We start from the raw sequence: 23,888 nt of genomic DNA, 5'->3' as shown, positions 1-23,888 counted from the left end.
CTACTCGGGCGCGGTTTCGCGCCGGCGTTCGGCCTCGGCGGTCTCCCGATTCAGCCGCTGAGCCTCGTAAATGGTGACGTTGGTGCGCGATATCAGCAACGATGCGATGCCGACGGCGATGATCGCGCCCGGCACCACCGAGAACGAGCCGGTCATCTCCGCGACCATGATCATGATGGCCAGCGGCGCGCGGGCGACGCTACCAAAACACGTCATCATGCCGACCACGACGAAGATCCCCGGCCCGTCGGGAATGCCGGGCAATCCGGATAACTCGCCCAGTCGCCAGACGGTGGCGCCCACAAAAGCGCCGATCACGATTCCAGGACCGAACAGCCCGCCTGAGCCCCCGGTGCCGATCGACAGCGACGTCGCGACAATCTTGGCCAGCGGCGCGACGATGACGATCCACAACGGGATACCCATCAGCGAGCCGCGATCGGCCGCTAGCTGGGCCCAGCCGTAGCCGCTGCTGAGGATCTCGGGGATCAGCAGACCCAGCAGTCCGACCAGCAGTCCGCCGATCGCCGGCTTGAGCACCGGCCCGCCCGGAAGCCGGCGGGTGAGCCGGACCGAGGCGTGAAAGACCACGGCGTACAGGTAGCCGACCGCCGCCGCGACCAGACCGATCACCACGAACCACAGCAGCGGCCAGGCCTTTTCGAATCGGTACTCGGCGTCGATGTAGCCGAACAGCGGGTCGAAGCCCAAGAATGCTCCGAGCACCGCATACGCGGTTCCCGAGGTGATGAACCCGGGCAACAGGCAGCGATAGTCGAAGTCGTCGCGGTAGGTAATCGACGCGGCCAGCACCGCGCCGCCCAATGGCGCGGCGAAGATCGCGCCGATCCCCGCGCCGATGCCCAGCGCCACCGCGATCCGGCCGTCCTCGTCGGACAGGCCGAGGCGTCGGGTCAGCAGCGAACAGAAGCCGGCCGAGATCTGTGCCGTCGGGCCCTCGCGGCCGCCCGAACCACCCGAGCCGATGGTCAACGCGCTGGCGACCATCTTCACCAGCACCGCCCGGAACCGGATCGTGCGAGGATCGGTATGCACCGCCTCGATGGCCTCGTCGGTGCCGTGCCCGGTGGCTTCCGGCGCGAACTTGGCCACAACGAACGCCGACAGCAGCGCCCCGGCCGTCGTCACCAACGGGATTGCCCATGGACGGGTGAAGCCGCCCGATCCGTGGCTGCCGCCCTCGCCCACCGGGGTGGGGATGCGGTAGTCCGCCAGATAGCCCAGCAGGAAGTTGCCGGTGTATTTCAGGGCCAGGTAGAAGACGACCGCGCCCAGGCCCGAGATGACGCCGATCGTGCTGCCCAGCAGGAACCACTTGCGCAGGTAGCCCGAGTTTCTGATCGATGCTCCGAATCGCCCGCCGGCGGCGGCGACCGGGGCGACCGCGGGCTGGGGCTCGTCGTCGGATGGCTCGCTCCCAGGCATCGAGCCATCCTATGACAGCGCGGAATAAACGGACTCTGGTCCGGTTATACGGGTAGCTTTAGATGAAGGAGGTCGATATGCTTGCCATCACCGCAGACACGTTGACATTGCCCCGGGTCGGCACGCCCAGTCCGCAGGAGACCGAACGGCCGGTCCGATCGGTCACTACCGGCCCCCGCGGGCACGAGGGCGAGGGATTCCCCGTCGTCCGGGCATTCGCCGGGGTTCGTGCCGCGGCCCTGGACCCGTTCGTGCACATGGACCAGATGGGCGAGGTGAACTACGAGCCGGGAGAACCGCGGGGTACCGATTGGCATCCGCACCGCGGCTTCGAAACCGTCACTTACATGATCGACGGCAAATTCGCGCACCAGGATTCCCACGGAGGTGGCGGCCTGATCACCGACGGTGCGACGCAGTGGATGACGGCTGGGTCGGGCATCTTGCACATCGAAACCCCGCCCGCGGAATTGGTCGACAGTGGTGGTGTCTTCCACGGCATCCAGCTCTGGGTGAACCTGCCGAAGAAGGACAAGTTCGCAGCGCCGAGGTATCAGGCCATCGATGGCAACGACGTCAAGCTGCTCGCCTCCGACGACGGCGGAGCGCTGGTCCGTATCATCGCTGGAGAGGTCGATGGTCACCGCGGACCCGGCGCCACCCACACGCCAATCACGTTGGCGCATACTACGATTCAGCAGGGAGCCAGGATCAACATTCCATGGCGGTGCGATTTCAACGCTCTGGTGTACGTGTTGTCCGGGAGCGGATCGGTCGGTCCGGTCGGTTATCCGATTCACGCGGGCCAGTTGGCCGTGCTCGGGGCCGGCGATCGGATCACCGTGGCGGCTGACACTCCCGGCGATTCGTCATTGACCTCGGCTATTGAAGTGCTACTGCTGGGCGGGCAGCCGATTCGCGAGCCGGTTTTTCACTACGGGCCATTTGTGATGAACTCGCGCGCGGAATTGATCCAAGCGCTGGAAGACTACCAGGCGGGGAAATTTGGCAACATTCCGCCAAATGCTTTAATGCCGCATCACGTGGGTGGCACACTTTAGCGGTGTCGACGACGGCGAGGCGCCGGCCGGGCCGTCCACCCGCCGCAAAGGCTGACGAGACGCGCAAGAGGATCTTGCGCGCCGGGCGAATCGTGTTCAGCGAACGCGGATACGAGGGCGCCACTTTTCAGGCCATCGCGGTGCGTGCCGATCTCACCCGGCCGGCCATCAACCACTACTTTTCCAGCAAGCGGGTGTTGTACCGCGAAGTGCTGAGCCAAACCAGTGAGCTCCTCTTCGGCGCCGGCATTGCCCAGGCGGACCGCGAGACGACGCTGATGGCACGGCTGACCGGATTCATCTCAGCGGCGGTGGCGGTGAATTCCGAGCATCCGTCGGCCTCGGCCTTTCTGATCGGCTCGATTCTGGAATCCCAACGCCACCCGGAATTGAGCCAATCTGAAAACGACGCGATTCGGATTTGCCGGGATTTTTTGACCCAGGTCATCAACGACGCTATCGAACGGGGTGAGTTCGCTGTCGACTTCGATGCGAATGCGTTGATCGAGACACTTCTCGTGGTGCTTTGCGGCGCCGGGTTCTATGCCGGTTATGTCCAGAGCTACCAGGAGATGGAGGCCGTCACCGGGATGTTGGGCCAGTTGCTGCACGGGGCGTTGTTCAAGGGTTGAGCGGAAGGCCGCTCTGGTAGGCAGTGAGATCGCGCACAAAGCGTATAGGCTAACTAACTTTTTCGGGTAACATAGCCCCGAAATGACTGATCTTGACGATTCCTCCTCGTTGCAGCCCCCGCTACCACCCTCGCTGCGGACCGCGGGGGACTCGTGGGCCATCACCGAACTCGTCGGCGCCACCGCGTTAGGCGTCGCGGCCGCGCGCGCCGCGGAGACGGCAGGATCCGACCCGCTGATTCGTGACGAATTTGCCCGGAAACTGGTTTCGCCCGCGGGGCACGCGTGGGCACGGTTGACCGACCCCGAGCTGGCCTGGCTGGACGGCGATGCGCAGGGGCAGCGCGCGCATCGCCTCGGCATCGACTATCAAGCCGTACGTACGCACTTCTTCGACGAGTACTTCGCCGAAGCCGCCCGCGACGGAATCCGGCAGGTGGTGATTTTGGCCGCCGGCCTGGACTCCCGGGCCTACCGGCTGAATTGGCCAGTCGAGACCGCGGTCTACGAGATCGACCAGCCCAAGGTGCTGGAGTACAAAACAGCGATTCTTCAATCGCATGGCGCGGTGCCCACCGCCAGCCGGCGCACGGTCGCGATCGACCTGCGCGAGGACTGGCCGGCGGCGCTGACGGCGGCCGGATTCGACCGCACCCAACCGACCGGGTGGCTGGCCGAGGGCCTGTTGCCGTATCTGCCCAGCGACGCCCAGGACCGGCTTTTCGAGATGTTCACCGCGCTCAGCGCGCCGGGCAGTCAGGTCGCCATCGAGGCGTTCGGCATCAACTCGAGCAGCAACACCAACCGCTGGCAGCGGATGCGCGATCGGCTTGGCCTGGACGTCAACGTCGCGGCGCTGACCTTCCATGAGCCCGACCGATCCGACGTCGCCGACTGGCTGACCAATCACGGCTGGCAGGTGAAAGTCGTGAACAACCGCGAAGAGATGGCCCGGCTGGGCCGCGCGGTCCCCGAAGACCTGGCCGACGATGCTGTGCGCAGTGCGCTGCTGCGGGCGCGTTTCGACGGACCAACCCACTGACCCAACCGAACACCACAAAGACCGGAGCACGCGATGAGTTCACTGCGCACACATGACGACACCTGGGACATCAAGACGAGCGTGGGCAGCACCGCGGTGATGGTGGCCGCCGCCCGAGCCATCGAAACCGAGCAGCCCGACGCGCTGATCAACGACCCCTACGCCAGACTGCTGGTCAACAACGCCGGCTCCGAGATCTTGTGGGAGGCCATGCTCGACCCGGACGTCGTGGCCAAGATCGAAGCCATCGACGAAGAGTCCGCCGCTCGCATCCACCACATGCGCGGCTACCAGGCGGTGCGGACTCACTTCTTCGACAACTATTTCGCCGAAGCCGTCGCCGCCGGGATCCGCCAGGTCGTGATCCTCGCGTCGGGACTGGACTCGCGGGCCTATCGGCTGGACTGGCCGGCCGGCACGACGGTCTACGAAATCGACCAGCCCCAGGTGCTGGACTACAAATCCGCCACGCTGGCCGAAAGCGGCGCCACCCCTTCCGCCGATCGTCGCGAGGTGGCCATCGACCTGCGTGACGACTGGCCGGCCGCGCTGCGTGCCGCCGGCTTCGACGCGGCTGCGCCCACCGCCTGGCTGGCCGAGGGATTGCTGATGTACCTGCCCGCCGAGGCGCAGGACAAGCTGTTCACGCAGATTGGCGAGCTGAGCCCGGCGGGCAGCCGCGTCTCGGCCGAAACCGCGCCCACCCACTCCGATGAGCGGCGTGAGCAGATGCGGGAGCGATTCAAGAAGGTGGCCGACGAGATCGGCATTGAGCAAAGTGTCGACGTCGGCGAGCTGATGTATCGCGACGACCACCGGGCGGACCTCGCCGACTGGCTCAACGACCACGGCTGGCGCGCCACGGCGCAAAACTCGCTCGACGAGATGGACCGCGTGGGCCGCAGGGTTGCCAGTGTTGAGCTGGACGACGACAAGGACGCCTTCTCTGACTTCGTGATCGGGGAGCGTCGGTAGATGCCGCGCACCGCGGACGACTCCTGGGACATCGCCACCAGCGTCGGGGCGACCGCGGTGATGGTCGCGCTAGCCCGTGCCGCCGAGACCGGCAGCGCTGATCCGCTGATCCGCGACCAGTTCGCCGAGCCGCTGGTCTCGACGCCCGAACTCGAGGGGGTTCGAGAGCAGGTGACCGCCTGGTGGGCCGGGGCTGAAGAAGATGATCCGGACGGCGCGGTTCGCGCCCAGGAGATGATCAACTACCAGGCGGTGCGCACGCATTTCTTCGATGCGTACTTCGCCGACGCCACTGCCGCCGGTATCCGCCAGGTCGTCATCCTAGCGGCTGGTCTGGATTCGCGCGCATACCGCTTGGACTGGCCGGCCGGCGTCACCGTCTACGAGATCGACCTGCCCAAGGTGCTTGCATACAAGGCGCAGACACTGGCCGGCCATGGTGCGGCGCCAACCGCCGACCGGCGCCCGGTGCCGGTCGACTTGCGGCATGATTGGCCGCAAGCCTTACGAGACAATGGCTTTGACCCGGTCCAGCCGACCGCGTTCCTGGCTGAAGGGCTGTTGCCATTCCTGCCGGCGGCGGCTCAGGAGACCATGTTCGCCTCGATCGACGCGCTGAGCGGGCCGGGCAGCCAGGTAGCCGTCGAGAATTTCGGAGTCGACCTGGACAAGCGACAGCAGGCCGAGGCGAGGTGGGCCGAGCTTAAGGCCAAGCGCGAAGCGCGTGGCCAGGACACCTCGTTCAACCCGTTCGACCTCTGGTTCGAAGACGAGGGTCGGCCCGACTGCCGCGACTGGTTCGCCGCCCACGGCTGGACCGTTCAGACGGTGAATGCCCGCGAAGAGGCCACGCGCTTGGGCCGCGAGCCGCAAAACGAGGACCGGCCGTTCGCGAACAGCTTTGTGACCGCAATCAAGCGCTGACTTCCCGTCGCGGATTCTGCGGATTGGCTCGCGGCTGGGGTTACCGCGATTCCGCGAGTCCATCGGGAACAATGTGCAGTCATCATGGGCAGCGCTGAATCTGATCAATCGCACGGCTGGGTGCTGAGAAAAGGCCGCTTGGTCGCGGCGCTCGTTTCGGCTTCCGTCATGGCGATCACCGGTATGGGGTGGACGGGTTACCACACGGCCCTGGGCAAAATCATCGTCTCGCACGCGCTCCCGAATGCGTCGTCGCGCAGCGGCGATCAGAACATCCTGCTGATGGGCCTGGACAGCCGGCTGGACCAGAATGGTCGGCCGCTACCGCAGGACGTCTACGACGCGCTGCACGCCGGCGACGAAAGCTCCGGTGGCTACAACGCGAATGTGCTGATCGTCGTTCACATTCCAGACGGCAACGGGCCGGTCACCGCGGTGTCGATTCCCCGCGACGACTATGACGACTATGCCGAGTTGCCGGGCTGCCCGGGATCGGTCTGCGTGGGCAAGATCAAGCAGGCATATGGGCTGGCCTATCAGCAGTCGTTGAATGCGCAGGCGTCCGGCAATTCCGACGGGGCGGGCGCAAACGATTTGGCGGCTCGCGAGCAGACCGCTCGCGAGGCGGGCCGTAAGGCCGAAATCAGCGCCCTCAACGATTTCCTCGGTATCTCGGTCGATCACTTCGTCGAGGTCACGCTGGGCGCGTTCTTCCAAATCGCCAAAGCCGTCGAGCCAATCACGGTGTGCCTCAACGGCGATACGTATGACAGCTATTCGGGTGCGGACTTCCACCAAGGGGTGCAGCGAATCGACGCCGCACAGGCAATGGCCTTCGTACGGCAGCGACGCGACGAAAATGACGGCTCCTTCACCGATTTCGACCGGACCCGGCGGCAGCAGGCCTTCTTGGTGTCGCTGGTCAACGCGGCGCGCACCGGCGGTGCCCTGTCGAGCCTGAGCGGGTTGCGAAAACTGCTTCAGGTTGCCCAGGACAATGTCGCCGTCGACTCCGGGTTGGATCTGATGGACCTCGCCTCGCGGGCTTCGAAACTCAGCAGCCGGCCGTTGTCGCTTTACACCCTGCCGATCTCCGGCTTCGGCAGGGATCCGAACGGATCCGACATCAACGTCGTCGACCTGCCGACCATCCGGCGCATCGTCCACGAGCGCTTCTACTCCGATGCGCCGGCCGCGCTCGATACCGTCGCACCGACCACCTCGTCCGCACCTGCGTTGGCGCAACCGGTGATCCTCGACGTCGTCAACGCCACTGCGCGCGACGGACTGGCCGGCGCGATCGAGGAGGCCTTCGCCGGCCGTGGCTACACCCGCGGCAGCGCCACGACCGCCGCCAGCCCGGCCGACGAGAGCCTGATCGAATACGGCCCCGGAGCCGACCAGGGCGCCCAGGTGTTGGCCGACCAGCTGCACATGCCGGCGACCGCCAACAGCGCGGTAGCACCCGGAACGGTGCGACTCACGGTCGGAACACAGTTTCCTGCAGCTGACTACCTCACCCATCCAGGAGTTGGCGTGCAAACGCAGCAGTCCGGGCAGGTCAGCACCGTTCCCGCCACGGGCAGCGGCGATCGCGCTCCGGCGCCGACCGATCTCAGCCAGATGACGGCAGCCAGCGTTCCCTGCGTCAAGTAACTGCGTCGATCGGCAATGCTGTTGCCGCAATCTGCGGCGCCTTTACTTCCCAACCGACTGGATGGTTAGGATCGCGGTTATCGCCCGTTAGTGTCCGCGCACACAGTCGTGGGCAGCTCCGGGAGGGTGCGAGAAGGGAAGACAGCGATGACTACCGAATCGGTTGCACCAAAGACATCCGAGTCCGCCAATGGGTCGGTATCGGTATCGGTATCGGCATCGGGGTCGGCCCGGCCGGCCGATATCCCCGCGACGGTGGCCCGACTGCGCCAGACTTTCGCCGCCGGGCGCACCCGTGACGTCGAGTGGCGCAAGCGTCAGCTGCTGGCGCTGGCGAAGTTGATGGAAGAAAACGACGCCGAGATCAACGCTGCGCTTGCCGAGGACCTGGACCGCCACCCGTTCGAGGCGTTCATCGGCGACACGGCCGGCACCATCGGTGAAGCGAAGTATGCCGCCAAGAACGTGCGCAAGTGGATGAAGCGCAAGTACGCGCGCCTCGAGGCGGCCCAACTTCCCGGCCGGGGCTGGATTCAGTACGAGCCGTACGGCACTGTGCTGGTCATCGGCGCCTGGAATTACCCGTTCTACCTGACCCTGGGACCGGCGGTCGGGGCGATCGCCGCTGGAAATGCCGTGGTGCTCAAGCCCTCGGAAATCGCCGCTGCTTCTTCGCACCTGATGGCCGAGCTGGTGCCGCGCTATCTGGACAATGACGCGATCGCGGTGATCGAAGGCGACGGCGCGGTGAGCCAGGAGCTGATCGCGCAGGGCTTGGACCGGGTGATGTTCACCGGTGGCACCGAGATCGGCCGCAAGGTTTATGAAGGTGCCGCGCCGCACCTGACCCCCTGCACGCTTGAGCTCGGCGGCAAGAGCCCGGTGATCGTCGCGGCCGATGCCGACATCGACGTCGCCGCCAAGCGGATCGCCTGGATCAAACTGCTCAACGGCGGACAGACATGCGTCGCGCCCGATTACGTGCTGGCCGACGCGAAGATCCGCGACGAACTCGTCAGCAAGATCAGCGCGGCCATTACGAAGTACCGCTCCGAGGGGCCGGCCGGAATGCGGATGGCCAACCAGCGCCAGTTCGACCGGCTCAGCGGTTACCTCAAGGGCTCGGGCGGCGAGGTCAGCGTCGGTGGTGGCTGCGACCCGTCGACCCTGCGCATCGAGCCGACGGTCGTCGTCGACCCCGACGCGGACGGCCCGCTGATGACCAACGAGATCTTCGGACCGCTGCTGCCGGTGATCACCGTCCAATCCCTGGACGATGCAATACGTTTCGTCAACTCTCGGCCCAAGCCGCTGTCGGCGTATCTGTTCACAAAGTCGCGTGAGGTGCGGGAGAAGGTCATCAACGACGTTCCGGCCGGTGGCCTCGTGGTCAACCACCTCGCCTTCCAGGTGTCGACGGCCAAGCTGCCATTCGGTGGGGTCGGCGCATCGGGAATGGGTGCCTACCACGGCAAGTGGGGCTTCGAAGAGTTCAGCCATCGCAAGTCGGTGATGACCAAGCCGACCCGTCCCGACCTCTCCAGCTTCACCTACCCGCCGTACACGGACCGGGCGCTGAAGATGGCCCGCAAGCTGTTCTGACACACTGGCCCGGCGGCTTTCGCGAGCCGACCACAACCTTTGATCTCAACGTAGAGAGGAACCTGATGCCCGGAGTGCAGGATCGCGTCATCGTCGTCACAGGAGCCGGTGGAGGACTGGGGCGTGAATACGCGCTCACCCTTGCCAAGGAGGGCGCCAGCGTCATCGTCAACGACCTTGGTGGAGCCCGCGACGGCACGGGTGCCGGCCACAACATGGCCGACGAGGTGGTCAAGGAGATCAAGGACGCCGGTGGCCGGGCAGCCGCCAACTACGACAGCGTCGCCGAGCCCGAGGGCGCCGAGAACATCGTCAAGACCGCGCTCGACGAGTTCGGTGCGATCCACGGTGTGGTGAGTAACGCCGGCATCCTGCGTGACGGCACCTTCCACAAGATGTCGTTCGAGAACTGGGACTCCGTGCTCAAGGTGCACCTGTACGGCGGGTACAACGTCATTCGCGCCGCCTGGCCGCACTTCCGCGAGCAGGGCTACGGCCGCATCGTCGTTGCCACCTCCACCAGCGGCCTGTTCGGCAACTTCGGCCAGGCCAACTACGGCGCGGCCAAGCTCGGGCTGGTCGGTCTGATCAACACGCTCGCGCAAGAAGGCGCGAAGTACGACATCAAGTCCAACGCCGTGGCCCCGATCGCGGCCACCCGGATGACGCAGGACATCCTGCCACCCGAGGTCTTCGAGAAGCTCACGCCGGAATACGTTGCGCCAGTGGTGGCTTACCTGTGCACCGAGGAGGTGCCCGACACCGGTTCGGTCTTCATCGTCGGTGGCGGCAAGGTGCAGCGCACCGCGCTGTTCCAGAACGACGGGGTGACGTTCTCCAATGTGCCCTCGGTGGACGACGTCGCCGGCAAGTGGAACGAGATCGACGACCTGTCGGCCGCGAAGCAGGCCAGCTTCAAGCTGGGATAACGCCCCAGCGGGTCAGACGAGCAGCTCGTTGCGCAGGCGGTCCACATCCGCCTGCGTGACTCCTGCGTCGCGCAGGTAAGCCTCCAGCGAGCCGAACTCCTTGTCGATCGCTTGGCGGGCGGCTGCCAGATACTCCGGGCGCACGCCGAGGACGCCGTCTGCCAGCCGGGCCTTGGTGAACGTGACCACTTCCGGGGTCAAGTCGACGTCGGAGCGCTGCTGAATCATTTCGTAGATGTGGTCCCGCAGTTCGGGTACCGCGGCGTTGCTTCGCAGGTAGTCGGCGACGATGGTGTCGCGGTCGATGCCGATCGTCTCCAGCACGGTGGCGATCACGAAGCCGGTGCGATCCTTGCCGGCGAAGCAGTGCGTGAGCACCGAGCGCCCCGCTCCCAGCAACGAAAAGACATGCTGCACAGCGCGTTGCGCGCCGTTGCGGGTGGGAAACTGCCGATATTCGTCGGTCATGTGGCGGATAGCGGCCTCGTTGACGGCCTCGTCGGACTGGTCGGGATCGCCCTCGAACAGCCGACGAAACGCCGTTTCGTGCGGCGCGTCGTCGTCGGTCGGCTCTTCATCTCCGAGATCGTGAAAGGGCAATAGGTGGATATCTGTGCCGTCGGGAACCAGCCCGGGGCCACGCCGGGCGACCTCACGCGCGGCGCGCAGATCCGCGACATCGGTAATCCCCAACTCGCGCAGCGTATCCCGGCCCCCGTCGTCAAGCCGGCTCAACTCGCCGGAGCGGAACAGCCGTCCTGGCCGAACCGCGGACGCGCCGTCGGCGACATCGCGAAAGTTCCACGCGCCCGACAGTTCTCGCAGGGCCTCAGTCATGCGGTGTCACCGCCGCGCCGAAGGCGGACTGTTCGCGGCCGAGTTCGGTGCGCGCGATTGTCCGCATGTGCACCTCGTCGGGTCCGTCGAAGATCCGCATCGCTCGATGCCAGCCGTAGAGGCGGGCCAGCACCGTGTCGTCGCTGACACCCGCGGCTCCATGCACCTGGATCGCGCGGTCGATGACGTCGCAGGCAATCTGCGGCGCAACAGCTTTGATCTGCGACACCAGTAGATGGGCAGCCTTGTTGCCATGCTGGTCGATCGTCCACGCCGCCTTTTCACACAGCAGCCGAGCTTGATCGATTTCGTTGCGGGACTTCGCAATTGATTGCTGCACCAGCCCCTGGTCGGCTAATGGACGGCCGAACGCGATGCGGTTGTTCGCACGATGCACCATCAGCGCCAGCGCACGTTCGGCTCCGCCAAGCGCCCGCATGCAGTGGTGGATGCGGCCCGGCCCCAGCCGGGCCTGGGCGATCGCGAAGCCGCCGCCCTCTTCGCCGAGCAGGTTGGTGGCCGGAACCCGGACGTTGTCGTAAATGATTTCGCAGTGCCCGTGCTGGTCTTGCCAGCCGAACACCGAAGTCGAACGCACCACCGTCACGCCCGGGGTGTCCATCGGAACCAGGACCATTGACTGCTGCTGGTGGCTGGCCGCGTCGGGATTGGTGCGGCCCATCACGATCAAGACCTTGCAGCGCGGGTCCGACGCGCCCGACGTCCACCACTTGCGGCCGTTGATGACGTAATCGGCGCCGTCGCGCACGATGGCCGTCTGGATGTTGCGGGCGTCGCTGCTGGCGACCGCCGGCTCGGTCATCGAGAAGGCGCTGCGGATCTCGCCGGCCAGCAGGGGCTCCAGCCACTGCTGGCGCTGCTCCTCGGTGGCGAACAGGTGCAGCGTCTCCATGTTCCCGGTGTCCGGCGCCGCGCAGTTGACCGCTTCGGGGGCGAGCTCCAGGCTCCAGCCGGTCAGCTCGGCCAGCGGGGCGTATTCCAGGTTGGTCAGTCCCGACTCGGCCGGCAGGAACAGGTTCCACAGGCCGCGTTCCTTGGCCTTGGTTTTGAGTTCCTCGATGACGGGCGGAACGGTGTGATCGTCGGGGCCGGCCTCGTGGCGGTAGTTGTCGTAGGCGGCCTCAGCCGGAAAGACATACTCAGTCATGAAGTCGGACAACCGCTTGTGGTAGTCGGTGGCCTTAGCCGACATCGCGAAGTCCATGACCGTCACGATAGGACACCGAGAATCGGACAGCGCGCGCAGACGCAGCGGAGCAGGGATTCGTGCGAATTTGTGTCCGCTCGCGGTAGACATGGGCATGAGCGACGACGCCGAATCCCGTCCCCCATTCCCCCCGTTCACCCATGAAACAGCGCTACAGAAGGTCCAGGCCGCCGAAGACGCCTGGAACACCCGTGACCCCGAAAAAGTCAGCCTCGCGTATACATCCGACTCGCAATGGGGAAACCGCGGCGAGCACGTCGTCGGCAGGGCCGAGATCGTGGCGTTCCTGACCCGCAAGTGGCAGCGCGAGCACGACTATGCGCTGCGCAAAGTGTTGTGGGACTTCCATGACAACCGGATCGCGGTGCGATTCCAGTACGAGTGCCACGATGACACCGGTCAGTGGAATCGCAGCTACGGCAACGAGTTGTGGGAATTCACGCGGTCCGGATTGATGGCGCGGCGCGAGGCCAGCATCAACGACGTGCCGATCGAGGAATCGCAGCGGCGCTACTTCGGGCCGCGGCCGGCATCCGAACACGGCCAAGACATCCCGCTTTGGTAACGGCCGATAGGGTGTTCAAGCCAACGGAGTTCGTAAAAACGCAGCTGAGCTAAGGAAAGTAGATGTACGCGCCATGACAGATGCGCAGACGACGGTAGGGGTGGTTGCTGAGTCCGGGACCGATGAGCGCCGCGTCGCACTAGTACCGAAGGCGGTCGGCTCCCTGGTGGGCACTGGTGTGGCGGTGGTCGTCGAGGCCGGCGCGGGTGCACGGGCCCTGCTTCCCGACGAGCTCTACACCGAGGCCGGTGCCACCATCGGAGATGCCTGGGCTGCCGATGTAGTGGTCAAGGTGGCGCCACCGACAGACGCCGAGGTCGGCAAGCTGCACAGCGGTCAGACGCTGATCGGCTTCCTGACCCCCCGCAACGCCGAGAACTCGATCGGCGCGTTGAAGGCGGCCGGTGTGCAGGCCTTCGCGCTCGAGGCGATCCCGCGCATCTCGCGCGCGCAGGCGATGGACGCGTTGTCGTCGCAGGGCAACGTGTCCGGCTACAAGGCTGTGTTGCTGGCGGCGTCGGAGTCCACCCGATTTTTCCCGATGCTGACCACGGCGGCGGGAACGGTGAAGCCGGCCACGGTGCTGGTGCTCGGGGTGGGCGTGGCCGGGTTGCAGGCGCTGGCGACGGCCAAGCGCCTCGGTGGGCGCACCACCGGGTATGACGTGCGTCCCGAGGTGGCCGACCAGGTGCGGTCGGTGGGGGCGCAGTGGCTCGATGTCGGCATCGATGCGTCCGGTGAGGGCGGCTACGCCCGTGAGCTCACCGACGACGAACGTGCCCAGCAGCAGCAGGCACTGGAAAAAGCGATCAGCGGATTCGACGTCGTGATTACCACGGCGCTGGTCCCGGGCCGGCCCGCGCCGCGTCTGGTGACTGCCGCCGCGGTGCAGGCGATGAAGCCCGGCAGCGTGGTGGTCGACCTGGCCGGCGAAACCGGTGGTAACTGCGAGCTCACCGAGCCGGGGCAGACCGTCGTGCGCCACGACGTCACCATCGCCTCGCCGTTGAACCTGCCGGCGACGATGCCCGAGCACGCCAGCGAGCTCTACAGCAAGAACATCACCGCGCTACTGGATCTGCTGATCACCGACGGCAAGCTAGCCCCCGACTTCGACGACGAAGTTATCGCGGACTCGTGTGTGACCCGCGACCGAGAGGACTCCTAGATGTACGACGAACTTTTAGCCAACCTCGCGATTCTGGTGCTGTCCGGTTTCGTCGGGTTCGCGGTGATCTCCAAGGTCCCCAACACGCTGCACACCCCGCTGATGTCGGGCACCAACGCGATTCACGGCATCGTGGTGCTGGGCGCGCTGGTGGTGTTCGGCGAGGTTGAGCACCCGTCGCTGGCGGTGCAGATCATCCTGTTCGTCGCGGTGGTCTTCGGAACCCTGAACGTCATCGGTGGCTTCATCGTCACCGACCGGATGCTGGGCATGTTCAAGGGCAAGAAGAAGCCCGTGTCCGCCACGAGCGAGGAGTCGGCCGCCAAATGAACTACTTGGTGATCGGCCTCTACATCATCTCTTTCGCGCTCTTCATCTACGGCCTGATGGGTCTGACCGGGCCCAAGACCGCGGTGCGCGGCAACCTGATCGCGGCCGTCGGTATGGCGCTGGCCGTGGGGGCAACGCTGGTCAAGATCCGGCACACCGAATCCTGGGTGCTGATCATCGCCGGTCTGGTCGTCGGTGTCGCACTGGGTGTTCCGCCGGCGCGGCTGACCAAGATGACCGCCATGCCGCAGCTGGTGGCGTTCTTCAACGGCGTGGGCGGCGGCACAGTCGCGCTGATCGCGCTCGCGGAATTCATTGACACTAAAGGCTTTTCGGCGTTCCAGCACGGCGAGTCGCCAACCGTACACATCGTCGTGGCCTCGCTGTTCGCCGCGATCATCGGCTCAATCTCGTTCTGGGGATCGATCATCGCGTTCGGCAAGTTGCAGGAGATCATCTCCGGGTCGCCGATCGGATTCGGCAAGGCTCAGCAACCGGTCAACCTGTTGCTGCTGGTCGCCGCTGTCGGGGCCGCGGTCGTCGTCGGCTTGGGCGCACATCCCGGCAGTGGGGGAGCGTCGCTGTGGTGGATGATCGGCCTGCTCGCCGCGGCCGGTGTCCTTGGCTTGATGGTGGTGCTGCCCATCGGTGGCGCCGACATGCCGGTGGTCATCTCACTGCTCAACGCGATGACCGGCCTGTCGGCCGCCGCGGCGGGCCTGGCGCTGAACAACACCGCGATGATCGTGGCGGGCATGATCGTTGGCGCGTCGGGTTCGATCCTGACCAACTTGATGGCCAAGGCGATGAACCGCTCCATCCCGGCGATCGTCGCCGGCGGCTTCGGCGGTGGCGGGGTCGCCCCGAGCGGCGACGGCGGGGGCGACAAGACCGTCAAGGCCACCTCGGCCGCCGACGCCGCGATTCAGATGGCCTATGCCAACCAGGTGATCGTGGTGCCGGGCTACGGTCTGGCCGTCGCGCAGGCACAGCACGCGGTCAAGGACATGGCGGCTCTGCTGGAGGACAAGGGTGTCGAGGTGAAGTACGCCATCCACCCGGTGGCCGGCCGGATGCCCGGGCACATGAACGTGCTGCTGGCCGAAGCCGAGGTCGACTATGACGCCATGAAGGACATGGACGACATCAACGACGAGTTCGCCCGCACCGACGTCGCGATCGTCATCGGCGCCAACGACGTCACCAACCCGGCCGCCCGCAACGATGCCTCCAGCCCGATCTACGGCATGCCGATCCTCAATGTGGACAAGGCCAGGTCGGTGATCGTGCTCAAGCGGTCGATGAACTCCGGGTTCGCGGGCATCGACAACCCGCTGTTCTACGGCGAAGGCACCAGCATGCTGTTCGGTGACGCGAAGAAATCGGTGACCGCGGTCGCCGAGGAGCTCAAAGCCCTCTAGCCGGAGTTGTGCCGTAGCGCCGCCACGACGGGACCGATCCACACGCTGAGCAGGCGGCGCAGTTCGGTCCCCCCGCCAGTCGGCGGCGACATGATGAACGACTGCAAGGTGCGGAGCACGATCTGCAGGATGTCTTCGATCGCCCCAGGGGTGAACGCCGACCAGTCGACGTCGAGGCGGTCCAGAATCGACCGTCCCAGCACACGGGCGGTGTCGTTGGTGACAGTGACCTGTTCGGCGAACGCCGCGGTGCGCGACGTCCGCAGCAAAAGGCCGATATAGGGATCCTTCGGCAAGCGCTCCAGGGTCAGGCAGATGCCCTCGATCAGGGCCGCCGCCGGGTCGGTCATGCCGTGCAGCGCCGTTGCCAGGTGGTCCATGAAATCGGCGGTCGCGTCCAGCGCGGTCGCCTGGAGCAGCTCGTCGGTCGAAGCGAAGTAGTGATAGATCGTCTGCCGCGTCACGTTCAACGTGCGCGCGACGTCGGCCAACGTGATCTGGTCACCGCGCTCGTTGATGGTTTGGCGGGTGGCCGACAGGATGCGGGCTATCGCTTCCTCATCGCTGGCAGGAACGCTGCCGCCCCATCCACGGGTCCGCACACCGCGACGATAGCCGACGCGCGGGCATTCGGCCCAGGTCATACGTCTTGCAATTATCTGTATGATCGACGATATGAACACGATGACTTGTCCGTTCGGAGAGAATTTCGATTTCACCGACCCCGACGTATTGCTGGCCGGCCTTCCGGTCACCCAATTCGCCGAGCTGCGCCGGACGGCCCCGGTCTGGTGGAACGCCCAGCCCGAGTCGATCTTCGACGACGGTGGCTATTGGGTGATCAGCCGTCACGAAGATGTCAAGGCCGTCTCCCGAGACAACGAGCTGTGGTCGACCAACCGCAAGGGCGCGGTCATGCGCCTTCCCGAAGGCGTCACCGCTGATCAGCTCGAACTGACCAAAGCCTTGTTGATCAACCACGATGCGCCCGAACACACCCGGCTGCGCAAGCTGGTTTCACGGCTCTTCACCCCCCGCGCGATCACCCAGCTCGAAGAGAAGCTGGCCGGGGTGGCGGCCGAAATCGTGCGCACCGCCTCGCTGAAGCAGGACGGCAACTTCGTCGACGACATCGCGATGAACCTGCCCCTGCTGGCGATCGCCGACCTGATCGGCGTGCCGGAGTCCGATCGCGCCAAGTTGTTCGACTGGACCAACGCGATCATGAACACCGACGATCCCGACTTCGACAGCGATCCCACCGTCGCCAACGCCGAGCTGATGGCGTACGCCTACAACATGGCCGACGAGCGGCGCCGCTGCCCGGCCGACGACATCGTCACGCGCCTGATCGAGGCCGATATCGACGGGGATGCGCTGGGCGACGTCGAATTCGCGTTCTTCGTGATCCTGCTGGCCGTAGCCGGCAACGAAACCACCCGCAACGCGATGACGCACGGGATGAACGCGTTCTTAGACAACCCCGAGCAATGGGAACTGTTCAAGCGGGAGCGGCCGGCCACCGCGGTCGACGAGATCATCCGGTGGGCCAGCCCGGTGCATTGTTTCCAGCGCACCGCGCTTGCCGACGTCGAACTGGGCGGCGTCACGGTCGCCGAAGGTCAGCGGGTGGGCCTGTTCTACAGTTCGGCCAACTTCGACGAGGACGTCTTCGAAAACCCATTTCGATTCGACATCTCCCGCAATCCCAATCCGCACCTGAGTTTCGGTGGGAATGGCGCGCACTACTGCATCGGGGCCAATTTGGCCCGCATGGAGATCAAATTGATCTTCGATGAGCTCGCCAAGCAGTTGCCCGACATCACCAAGCTCGCCGAACCGCAGCGACTCCGATCGGGCTGGATCAACGGCGTCAAACGCCTCGACGTCGCCTACCAGTCCAAGTAGGTGTGCTGCGGGTAGCCCCGGCCGTTTCGGATTTCGTCGCTGGCGCCTTAGTCTGGTCTCGCGATGACCGGAAGACGCCGCTAGCGACGCGAGCGGCATCATCGAATTGCCATGCACCGCAAGGGCACACCTGGACTAACTGGCTGGCAAGTCCCTGCTGGAAAGTTGTGTTCTTCGGCGCGAAAAAGTCTCTCTAGACGGGCGGGTAAGCGGGCGGCGGGTATCCGTTGCCGTCCTGGACCCCGCGTAGGCCCCAGGTGAAATACTTCATGAAGAATTCGATTTCGTCGCTCGCGTCGTAGTCCGGACTCGGATCCATCAGCGCTACCTCTCCCCGCGCGACCAGTTCAAATAATGAAGTCTAGTCGCATCCTGGCCGGTGCAACAGGCGGCCGAAAGGTACCCAGGCTCTAAACTGTCCAACCAGTTGATTGGTACTTTGCTTGAACCGGGCCCGAAACCTTACCCATCCGGCCCCGCTGGCAGCGACGATAGTGAGTAGAGATGTCATCCGACAGCATCACCCGCAACGGGTTAACACGCCGCGAGGAGTTGCTGGCAGTTGCCACCAAGCTGTTCGCCGCCCGCGGCTACCACGGGACCCGGATGGATGACGTCGCCGACGTCATCGGCCTGAACAAGGCGACCGTTTACCACTACTACGCCAGCAAATCGCTGATCCTGTTCGACATCTACCGCCAGGCCGCCGAGGGCACGCTGGCCGCCGTGCACGACGATCCCTCGTGGACGGCGCGCGAGGCCCTCTACCAGTACACGATTCGGCTGCTTACCGGCATCGCCAGTGATCCCGAGCGGGCCGCGGTGTACTTCCAGGAGCAGCCCTACATCACCGAATGGTTCACCGAAGAGCAGGTCGCCGAGGTCCGCGAGAAGGAAGCCCAGGTCTACCACCACGTACACGGCCTGATCGACCGTGGAATCGCCAGTGGCGAGTTCTACCAGTGCGACTCCCATGTGTTGGCGCTGGGCTACATCGGGATGACGCTGGGCAGTTACCGGTGGCTGCGGCCCAGTGGACGGCGCAGCGCGAAGGAGATCGCCGCCGAGTTCAGCACCGCGCTGTTGCGCGGGTTGATCCGGGACGAGGCGATCCGCACCCAAGCTCCGCTCGGGACGTAGCACGCTCGCCTTTTGAGTAGTACTACTCAGCCTTGACGCGTAGATCTGCGCGGGCCTTCGCCTTTGCAGTTTCGCGATGCTTTTTCCATGACAACTTCCCTGGGCATTCCCAGCCCCGCCGAGCTCGCAGCTCGCACCCCGGCCGATCGAGACCGCGCCATCGACGTCATTCGCATCGTCTCCCTGATCGGCGTCGTGGCCGGCCACACCCTGATGGCGATCAGCATCATCGAAAACCAGGTGCTGATCTGGGGCAACATGCTCACCACGTCGGTAGCGTTTCAGATCCTCACCTGGATCTTCCAGATCATGCCGCTGTTCTTCTTCGCCGGTGCCGCGGCGAGCCTGTCGTCCTGGCAGCCCGGCACCAACTGGGGCGGCTGGCTGATGAAACGTTGCACCAGGCTGTTCCGGCCGGTGTTCTACTACCTCGGTTTCTGGGCGGTGGCGCTGACCGTGCTGTATCCGGTTCTGCCCCAACACATTTACCAGCCCGTCGCGGGTGTCAGCATCCAGCTGCTGTGGTTCCTGGGCGCCTACGTGCTGGTGTTGGCTGCGATGCCGGCCTTGGCCCGGATCACCACCCGAGCCTATTTCGCCGCGGGTGTGGTCGCGGTCTACGGGGCTATTGCCGCAATCGACGCGATCCGGCTGCACTGGCATGCCGTGTCGGCGTTGGGTTACCTCAACCTCGCGGTCTGGCTCATCCCCGCCATGTTCGGTGTCGCTTACCGGCGTGGTCTGATCACCGGGCGTGCCGGACTGGTCACCGCCGCGGCCGCGCTGGTCGTCAACGTCGCGCTGGTGCACTGGGGGCCCTATGCGATCAGCATGGTCGGCACGGGGGACCACCATCTCTCCAACACCAGCCCGCCGTCACTGCTGCTCGCCGGACACGCGATCATCCTGAGCGCGCTGGTTGTCGCGGCGATGCCCGCGATCGCCCGATGGGCGCGGCGGCCACGGGTGTGGTGGTGGACCGCGCTCGGCAACTCCGGGGCGATGACCCTGTACCTGTGGCACATGCCCGCACTGCTCGGCATGCACCTGCTCTTCGACCTGACGGGCCACCCTCGCTACCCCGGCCGGCCGGACTTCTTCGCCGTCAGCGTCATGCAACTTCTCCTGATGGTCGCGGCGGTGGCAGTGCTGTTCCTGGTGCTGCGGCCGCTGGAGAACAACCCGCTGTCCGGCTGGGACGGTGCGCCGGCGATCACCTCGGCCGGCCGGGGTGTGGCCACCGGCCTGCTGCTGTGTGTTGCCGGGGTGGCGACCCTGGCCGCGATCAAGTGGGGTCTCAAGGACGACGGGCTGATCTGCGTCGCGACGATGGTCGCCGCTTTGGTGAGTGCTCGGGCGCTCGCCGCGGCCGGCCGGGATGTGGCGTGAACCCCCGACCGCAGCCCATGCCCGCCATCGCTGTTGCCCTGCTGAGCCTGCTCGGCACGGCGGTGAACGGGCTGGGCTTCGTGGCAAGCGACCTCAAGCTGACGAAACTGGTACGCGGCGTTGGGTTTTTGGCCCCACTGCTGCTGGTGGGGCCGCTAGGAGTGGGCTTGCTTGTGGTGGGGTTGCTCGAGGCCGCCGCCGCGGTGGCATTGCTCGTCGGCGGGGTCATGCTGCTGTGCCGTCGCCGCGCCGGCACCTGGGTCAGCTCGCTGGCGTGTCTACCGGGCTTGCTCGCCGGGCTGCTGCTGGTGACTCAGATCGTCCCGGCCCCGCTGGTGTTCGGCAAAACCATGGCCGGACTGCCCACTCAGGTAGTGCCATGGGTCATCTTTGTCTACAGCTTTGTCACGGCGATATCTACTGTGGCGCTTATGGTTTCGCAGCCGGCTCACGCCGGCTCGGGATCGCCGTCCAGGCCGTGCTCGATGGCGTAGCGGGTCAGCTCCACACGATTGGCGACCTGCAGCTTGCGGAATGTCGCTTGAATGTGGTTTTCGACGGTGCGGTGGCTCAACGACAGCCGTTCACCAATCTGCTTGGCCGACAGACCTTTCGCCACATATCGCAGTACCTCGGTCTCGCGCTCGGTCAAGCTGGGGCCGGCCGGCTCCGTCTCCTTGTGCTGGGCGATCCGGCGGTATTCACCCAACACCAGCCCGGCCAGGCTTGGAGTGAACACGGCCCGGCCGGCCGCGGTGGCCGCTACGGCCTGAGCCAGTTCAGCTTTCGAGGCGCTCTTGACCAGGTATCCGGTGGCCCCGGCCTTGACGGCTTCCAAGACATCGTCGCGTTCGTCCGAAGCCGACAGCACCAACACCCGCGACGAGGGCGAGACCGCCAGCACCTGCGCAGTCGCCTGAGCACCGTCGCCGTCGGCCAGCCGCATGTCCATCACCACCACGTCTGGCTTCATCACAGCCGCGCGGCGCCCCGCGGCGGCCACGCTGTCGGCCGTGGCGACCACGTTGAACCCGTCGTCGGTGAGGTCGCGGGCTACCGCGTCGCGCCAGATGGGATGGTCGTCCACCACCATCACCGTCGGTGCTGTGTCATCAGTCATCGTGTCCCCCTGCGCGCGGGACGCACAGTTCCCACTCGGTGCCTTCGTCTGGACCACTGTGCAGTTGCGCGCTGCCGCCCAGCGCAATCAGGCGTCCCACAATCGATTTCGAGATCCCGAGGCGGCCTTGGCGGGCAGCTTCGTCGAGCCGGCCATCGGCGATGCCCACACCGTCGTCGCGCACACTCACCGTGACCGAATCGCCCAGATCTTCCAGTAGCACGAAGGCATGGGCACCCGGGCCCGCGTGCGCCGCCACATTGTCCAGGGCATTGCCCACCGCGGCGTCGAGCTCGGCGCCCACCCGCCGCGGCACGACCACCGCGGTTCCCGGCAGGCTCACCGATACCCGGTCGGACTCCCGGCGGCGCAACAGCGTGCGCAGGTCGATTGTCGTCCGGTCCCCGTACTCGTCGGTGGCGGTGGAGGTGACCCATCGCCGCAGTGCACGTTCCTGCTCACTGGCAAGTTCAGCTAATTCTGCTGTGGCACCGCCGATTTCGTGGCCACGCTTGGCGACCAGCGCCAGCACCTGAATGGCGCCGTCGTGCACCTCCCGCGACAGCCGCTCACGTTCTTGAACCGCGGCGGACAGTTGGGCTGCTCGTTGCAGGTCCGCGTGGGCGCGCCGCGCGGTTTGGGCGGCCAAGCCGATCGCCATGCCGATCGCCAGCTCGATGATGATGGTGGCGTTGTGCCCCATGTTGAGGTCGAAGTAGTTCTTGACGGCGAAATTAGTGGCCATCACCAGCAACCCGGTCAACATGCCGCGGACGGGGCCGAACTGGATAGCGGCCGAGATGGTGGGATTGCTGGCCCACAACGTCGTGGGCCAAGTCTGGTTTTCGGCTGCCCAGTGCCCGTAGGTGACCACCGTGTTGGACCACATCAGCGCGACGACGATCACGATCTCCGCGATCACCCACGCCGGCCTGCGGCCGAACCCGCGCAAGTAGGCCAGCGCGCAGGCCGCGCTCCAGGCGATCAGCACCGCAAAGAGCACCCAGCCCAACAAGGGGCGGCGCAGATCCGGGTTGATCGCAATCTGGAAGCCAGCCGCGTAAATGCAACTCAGCAGCCGGAATACCTGCGCCGCGCGCCACAGCGGCACGGTCGGATCGGGATTGGGCGCGTCATCGCGCTCAGCATAAGTTCGCAGACTCTCCGGCGCGGGCGCACCTGAGAATCAGGTCGCGCTGCTGAACGGGTTGTGTTCGGCGATCAGCTTCTCGATGCGCGCTTCGTCCAGGCGTACTCGCACGGTGGTGGCTTCTTGCTGATCGCGGATCACCTTTGCCAGTGTGAACGCGCTCGAGACGAGGAACAACACGCTGATACCGAGGAACAGCCGCTGCCATGCATCAAGCGGGAGAAAGAAGATCCCGCCGAGTGCGGCGACGAGACTGACCCCGAACGCGACGGCGGCCTGAATGAAAAAGGCGGCGGTGTTCTTCGACATGCCATTGGGAATTTCCATGTGTTCCAGGATGCGAAGGCAGCCGAGGGTCCGAAAGGGTAGGACTACTCAGATCTGGGGCCGCAGATGCTTGTCGAGGAAGGCGAGCTGATCGGCGACCACTCGCTCGAAGGCGTCGTCGACATAGATCGCGAAATGCTGCTCGGGGTAGGTCCGGATCTCACCGCGGGGTGCGTTGGCGGCGTGGCGCAGGGTGGCGTCCGCGGGGGCCAGCGAGTCGTGCTCGCACACGCAGAACAGGATCGGACAGCCGATCTTCGCGGTGAGCAGGCCGGGCCGATAGGTGAAGATGTTCATCGTGATGCGCGCGGCGATCTCGTTGCGCAGTTCGACGCCATCGGGCAGCAGTCGCAGGTAGCCGGCGTAAGAGTCGGGCGTATTCATCAACGCGACGTCCCCGGGCTTGCCCGCGGTCGCGATCATCACCGGGGGTCTGCCCAGCCGAGCGCCGATGACGTCACGAATCGCCCGCCCGGCGATGCGCGCGGTGGTCAGCGGGTTGGAGATCGTGCGCGCCGAGGCGAGGCCGTCGGTAAACGGGCATTGCGCGATGACGGCGGCGATTCCCGGCAACCGGGCTGCCGTGGCGATCACATGGCCGCCGGCAAAAGACGTGCCCCACAGCGCGATTCGATCGTGGTCGATCCCGTCCAGAGTGCCGGCGTAGGCCACTGCGGCGGCCCAGTCGGCGAGCTGCATCTCGATGTCGAGCACTTGGCGCGGCTGGCCCTCGCTGTCGCCGAAGTTGCGGTAGTCGAAGACCAGGCAGGCGTACCCGGCCGCGGTGAACCGCTCTGCGTAGGCATCGAGTCGCATGGTGCGCACCGCGCCCAAGCCGTGGGCCATCACCAGAAGCGGCGGGGCGCCGGCGCCGGCGGGTCGATAGAGCCATGCGCTGATCCGGTCGGTACCGGAGGTGAATTCGATATCTTCGCGCTGTGTCACGGCATTCCATTCTGCCTGGCCGAGGTTAAGTCCGGCCCCGTAGGCGGCCCGGAAGTTGTGGACTAGTGTCTAGAAAAGTTTTCCAGCGCTTCA

Annotated in this window: 25 protein-coding genes; 16 read left to right on the top strand and 9 right to left on the bottom strand. The window is 65.6% G+C overall.

What is annotated here, in order from left to right:
• Complete coding sequence (locus H7K34_RS23100) at positions 1–1,446, bottom strand: chloride channel protein (RefSeq protein WP_264064312.1); 1,446 nt, start codon at positions 1,444–1,446, stop codon at positions 1–3.
• 77 nt (positions 1,447–1,523) lie between these two features.
• Between H7K34_RS23100 and H7K34_RS23095 the strand changes: the two genes are divergently transcribed.
• From H7K34_RS23095 to H7K34_RS23060, 8 genes are all read left to right on the top strand, one after another.
• On the top strand, positions 1,524–2,507 hold the full coding sequence (locus H7K34_RS23095) for a pirin family protein (protein ID WP_264064849.1): 984 nt from the start codon (positions 1,524–1,526) through the stop codon (positions 2,505–2,507).
• A 2-nt stretch (positions 2,508–2,509) separates the two neighbouring features.
• Positions 2,510–3,139: a TetR/AcrR family transcriptional regulator gene (locus H7K34_RS23090; protein WP_264064311.1), complete on the top strand. Its 630-nt coding sequence runs from the start codon at positions 2,510–2,512 to the stop codon at positions 3,137–3,139.
• Positions 3,140–3,221: 82 nt separating this feature from the next.
• Positions 3,222–4,181: a class I SAM-dependent methyltransferase gene (locus tag H7K34_RS23085; protein WP_264064310.1), complete on the top strand. Its 960-nt coding sequence runs from the start codon at positions 3,222–3,224 to the stop codon at positions 4,179–4,181.
• A gap of 33 nt (positions 4,182–4,214) precedes the next feature.
• Entirely contained in the window at positions 4,215–5,156 is a 942-nt protein-coding gene (locus tag H7K34_RS23080) for a class I SAM-dependent methyltransferase (RefSeq protein WP_264064309.1), read from the top strand.
• Positions 5,157–6,080, top strand: a complete 924-nt coding sequence (locus H7K34_RS23075; protein WP_264064308.1) for a class I SAM-dependent methyltransferase — start codon at positions 5,157–5,159, stop codon at positions 6,078–6,080.
• An 84-nt stretch (positions 6,081–6,164) separates the two neighbouring features.
• A complete protein-coding gene (locus H7K34_RS23070) occupies positions 6,165–7,736 on the top strand; it encodes an LCP family protein (RefSeq protein WP_264064307.1) in 1,572 nt (523 codons plus the stop codon).
• 147 nt (positions 7,737–7,883) lie between these two features.
• Positions 7,884–9,338 carry an aldehyde dehydrogenase family protein gene (locus H7K34_RS23065; protein WP_264064306.1) on the top strand — a complete coding sequence of 485 codons (1,455 nt, stop codon included), beginning with the start codon at positions 7,884–7,886 and terminating at the stop codon, positions 9,336–9,338.
• A gap of 65 nt (positions 9,339–9,403) precedes the next feature.
• A complete protein-coding gene (locus H7K34_RS23060; RefSeq protein ID WP_264064305.1) occupies positions 9,404–10,267 on the top strand; it encodes an SDR family oxidoreductase in 864 nt (287 codons plus the stop codon).
• Between the two features lie 12 nt (positions 10,268–10,279).
• Here H7K34_RS23060 and H7K34_RS23055 read toward each other — a convergent pair whose 3' ends face one another.
• Both H7K34_RS23055 and H7K34_RS23050 read right to left on the bottom strand, forming a co-directional pair.
• Positions 10,280–11,104 carry a tyrosine-protein phosphatase gene (locus H7K34_RS23055; RefSeq protein WP_264064304.1) on the bottom strand — a complete coding sequence of 275 codons (825 nt, stop codon included), beginning with the start codon at positions 11,102–11,104 and terminating at the stop codon, positions 10,280–10,282.
• Entirely contained in the window at positions 11,097–12,317 is a 1,221-nt protein-coding gene (locus H7K34_RS23050; protein WP_264064848.1) for an acyl-CoA dehydrogenase family protein, read from the bottom strand. The genes H7K34_RS23055 and H7K34_RS23050 overlap by 8 nt, the downstream gene beginning before the upstream one ends.
• Positions 12,318–12,426: 109 nt before the next feature.
• Here H7K34_RS23050 and H7K34_RS23045 point away from each other — a divergent pair, with 109 nt between their 5' ends.
• The 4 genes from H7K34_RS23045 (at position 12,427) to H7K34_RS23030 (ending at position 15,816) form a co-directional block, all read left to right on the top strand.
• Complete coding sequence (locus H7K34_RS23045; protein ID WP_264064303.1) at positions 12,427–12,897, top strand: nuclear transport factor 2 family protein; 471 nt, start codon at positions 12,427–12,429, stop codon at positions 12,895–12,897.
• A 73-nt stretch (positions 12,898–12,970) separates the two neighbouring features.
• Positions 12,971–14,065, top strand: coding sequence for a Re/Si-specific NAD(P)(+) transhydrogenase subunit alpha (locus H7K34_RS23040; protein WP_264064302.1), 1,095 nt, complete (start codon positions 12,971–12,973; stop codon positions 14,063–14,065).
• Positions 14,066–14,395, top strand: a complete 330-nt coding sequence (locus H7K34_RS23035; protein WP_108922025.1) for an NAD(P) transhydrogenase subunit alpha part 2 — start codon at positions 14,066–14,068, stop codon at positions 14,393–14,395.
• Positions 14,392–15,816, top strand: coding sequence for an NAD(P)(+) transhydrogenase (Re/Si-specific) subunit beta (locus tag H7K34_RS23030; protein WP_264064301.1), 1,425 nt, complete (start codon positions 14,392–14,394; stop codon positions 15,814–15,816). Before H7K34_RS23035 ends, H7K34_RS23030 begins: the two co-directional genes overlap by 4 nt.
• On the opposite strand, the gene H7K34_RS23025 is transcribed toward H7K34_RS23030, so the two are convergent.
• A complete protein-coding gene (locus H7K34_RS23025) occupies positions 15,813–16,418 on the bottom strand; it encodes a TetR/AcrR family transcriptional regulator (protein WP_264064300.1) in 606 nt (201 codons plus the stop codon). The genes H7K34_RS23030 and H7K34_RS23025 overlap by 4 nt on opposite strands.
• Positions 16,419–16,491: 73 nt before the next feature.
• On the opposite strand from H7K34_RS23025, the gene H7K34_RS23020 reads away from it, so the two are divergent.
• Positions 16,492–17,724 carry a cytochrome P450 gene (locus H7K34_RS23020; protein ID WP_264064299.1) on the top strand — a complete coding sequence of 411 codons (1,233 nt, stop codon included), beginning with the start codon at positions 16,492–16,494 and terminating at the stop codon, positions 17,722–17,724.
• Between the two features lie 193 nt (positions 17,725–17,917).
• On the opposite strand, the gene H7K34_RS23015 is transcribed toward H7K34_RS23020, so the two are convergent.
• The gene (locus H7K34_RS23015; RefSeq protein ID WP_201263506.1) at positions 17,918–18,046 is read right to left on the bottom strand and encodes a hypothetical protein; all 129 of its coding nucleotides are present in this window, start codon (positions 18,044–18,046) and stop codon (positions 17,918–17,920) included.
• Between the two features lie 182 nt (positions 18,047–18,228).
• Between H7K34_RS23015 and H7K34_RS23010 the strand changes: the two genes are divergently transcribed.
• The 3 genes from H7K34_RS23010 to H7K34_RS23000 all read left to right on the top strand — a co-directional run bounded on the left by H7K34_RS23010 (position 18,229) and on the right by H7K34_RS23000 (position 20,747).
• The gene (locus H7K34_RS23010) at positions 18,229–18,864 is read left to right on the top strand and encodes a TetR/AcrR family transcriptional regulator (RefSeq protein WP_108922028.1); all 636 of its coding nucleotides are present in this window, start codon (positions 18,229–18,231) and stop codon (positions 18,862–18,864) included.
• Positions 18,865–18,951: 87 nt separating this feature from the next.
• Complete coding sequence (locus tag H7K34_RS23005) at positions 18,952–20,253, top strand: acyltransferase family protein (RefSeq protein ID WP_264064298.1); 1,302 nt, start codon at positions 18,952–18,954, stop codon at positions 20,251–20,253.
• On the top strand, positions 20,250–20,747 hold the full coding sequence (locus H7K34_RS23000) for a hypothetical protein (RefSeq protein WP_264064297.1): 498 nt from the start codon (positions 20,250–20,252) through the stop codon (positions 20,745–20,747). Before H7K34_RS23005 ends, H7K34_RS23000 begins: the two co-directional genes overlap by 4 nt.
• On the opposite strand, the gene H7K34_RS22995 is transcribed toward H7K34_RS23000, so the two are convergent.
• The 4 genes from H7K34_RS22995 to H7K34_RS22980 are packed head-to-tail and all read right to left on the bottom strand — an operon-like array spanning position 20,702 to position 23,795.
• On the bottom strand, positions 20,702–21,373 hold the full coding sequence (locus H7K34_RS22995; RefSeq protein WP_264064296.1) for a response regulator: 672 nt from the start codon (positions 21,371–21,373) through the stop codon (positions 20,702–20,704). The genes H7K34_RS23000 and H7K34_RS22995 overlap by 46 nt on opposite strands.
• The gene (gene macS, locus H7K34_RS22990) at positions 21,366–22,532 is read right to left on the bottom strand and encodes a MacS family sensor histidine kinase (RefSeq protein WP_264064847.1); all 1,167 of its coding nucleotides are present in this window, start codon (positions 22,530–22,532) and stop codon (positions 21,366–21,368) included. The genes H7K34_RS22995 and macS overlap by 8 nt, the downstream gene beginning before the upstream one ends.
• A gap of 27 nt (positions 22,533–22,559) precedes the next feature.
• Positions 22,560–22,850 carry a YiaA/YiaB family inner membrane protein gene (locus H7K34_RS22985; RefSeq protein ID WP_264064295.1) on the bottom strand — a complete coding sequence of 97 codons (291 nt, stop codon included), beginning with the start codon at positions 22,848–22,850 and terminating at the stop codon, positions 22,560–22,562.
• A 48-nt stretch (positions 22,851–22,898) separates the two neighbouring features.
• Positions 22,899–23,795 (bottom strand): alpha/beta hydrolase, encoded by an 897-nt coding sequence (locus H7K34_RS22980; RefSeq protein ID WP_264064294.1) that lies wholly within the window; start codon positions 23,793–23,795, stop codon positions 22,899–22,901.
• Positions 23,796–23,888: the final 93 nt, after the last annotated feature.

The organism is Mycobacterium montefiorense (genome assembly GCF_025823255.1).
Classification (GTDB): domain Bacteria; phylum Actinomycetota; class Actinomycetes; order Mycobacteriales; family Mycobacteriaceae; genus Mycobacterium; species Mycobacterium montefiorense.
The sequence above is the reverse complement of the archived record's forward strand: the minus strand, read 5'-3'. Positions and strand labels throughout refer to the sequence as shown.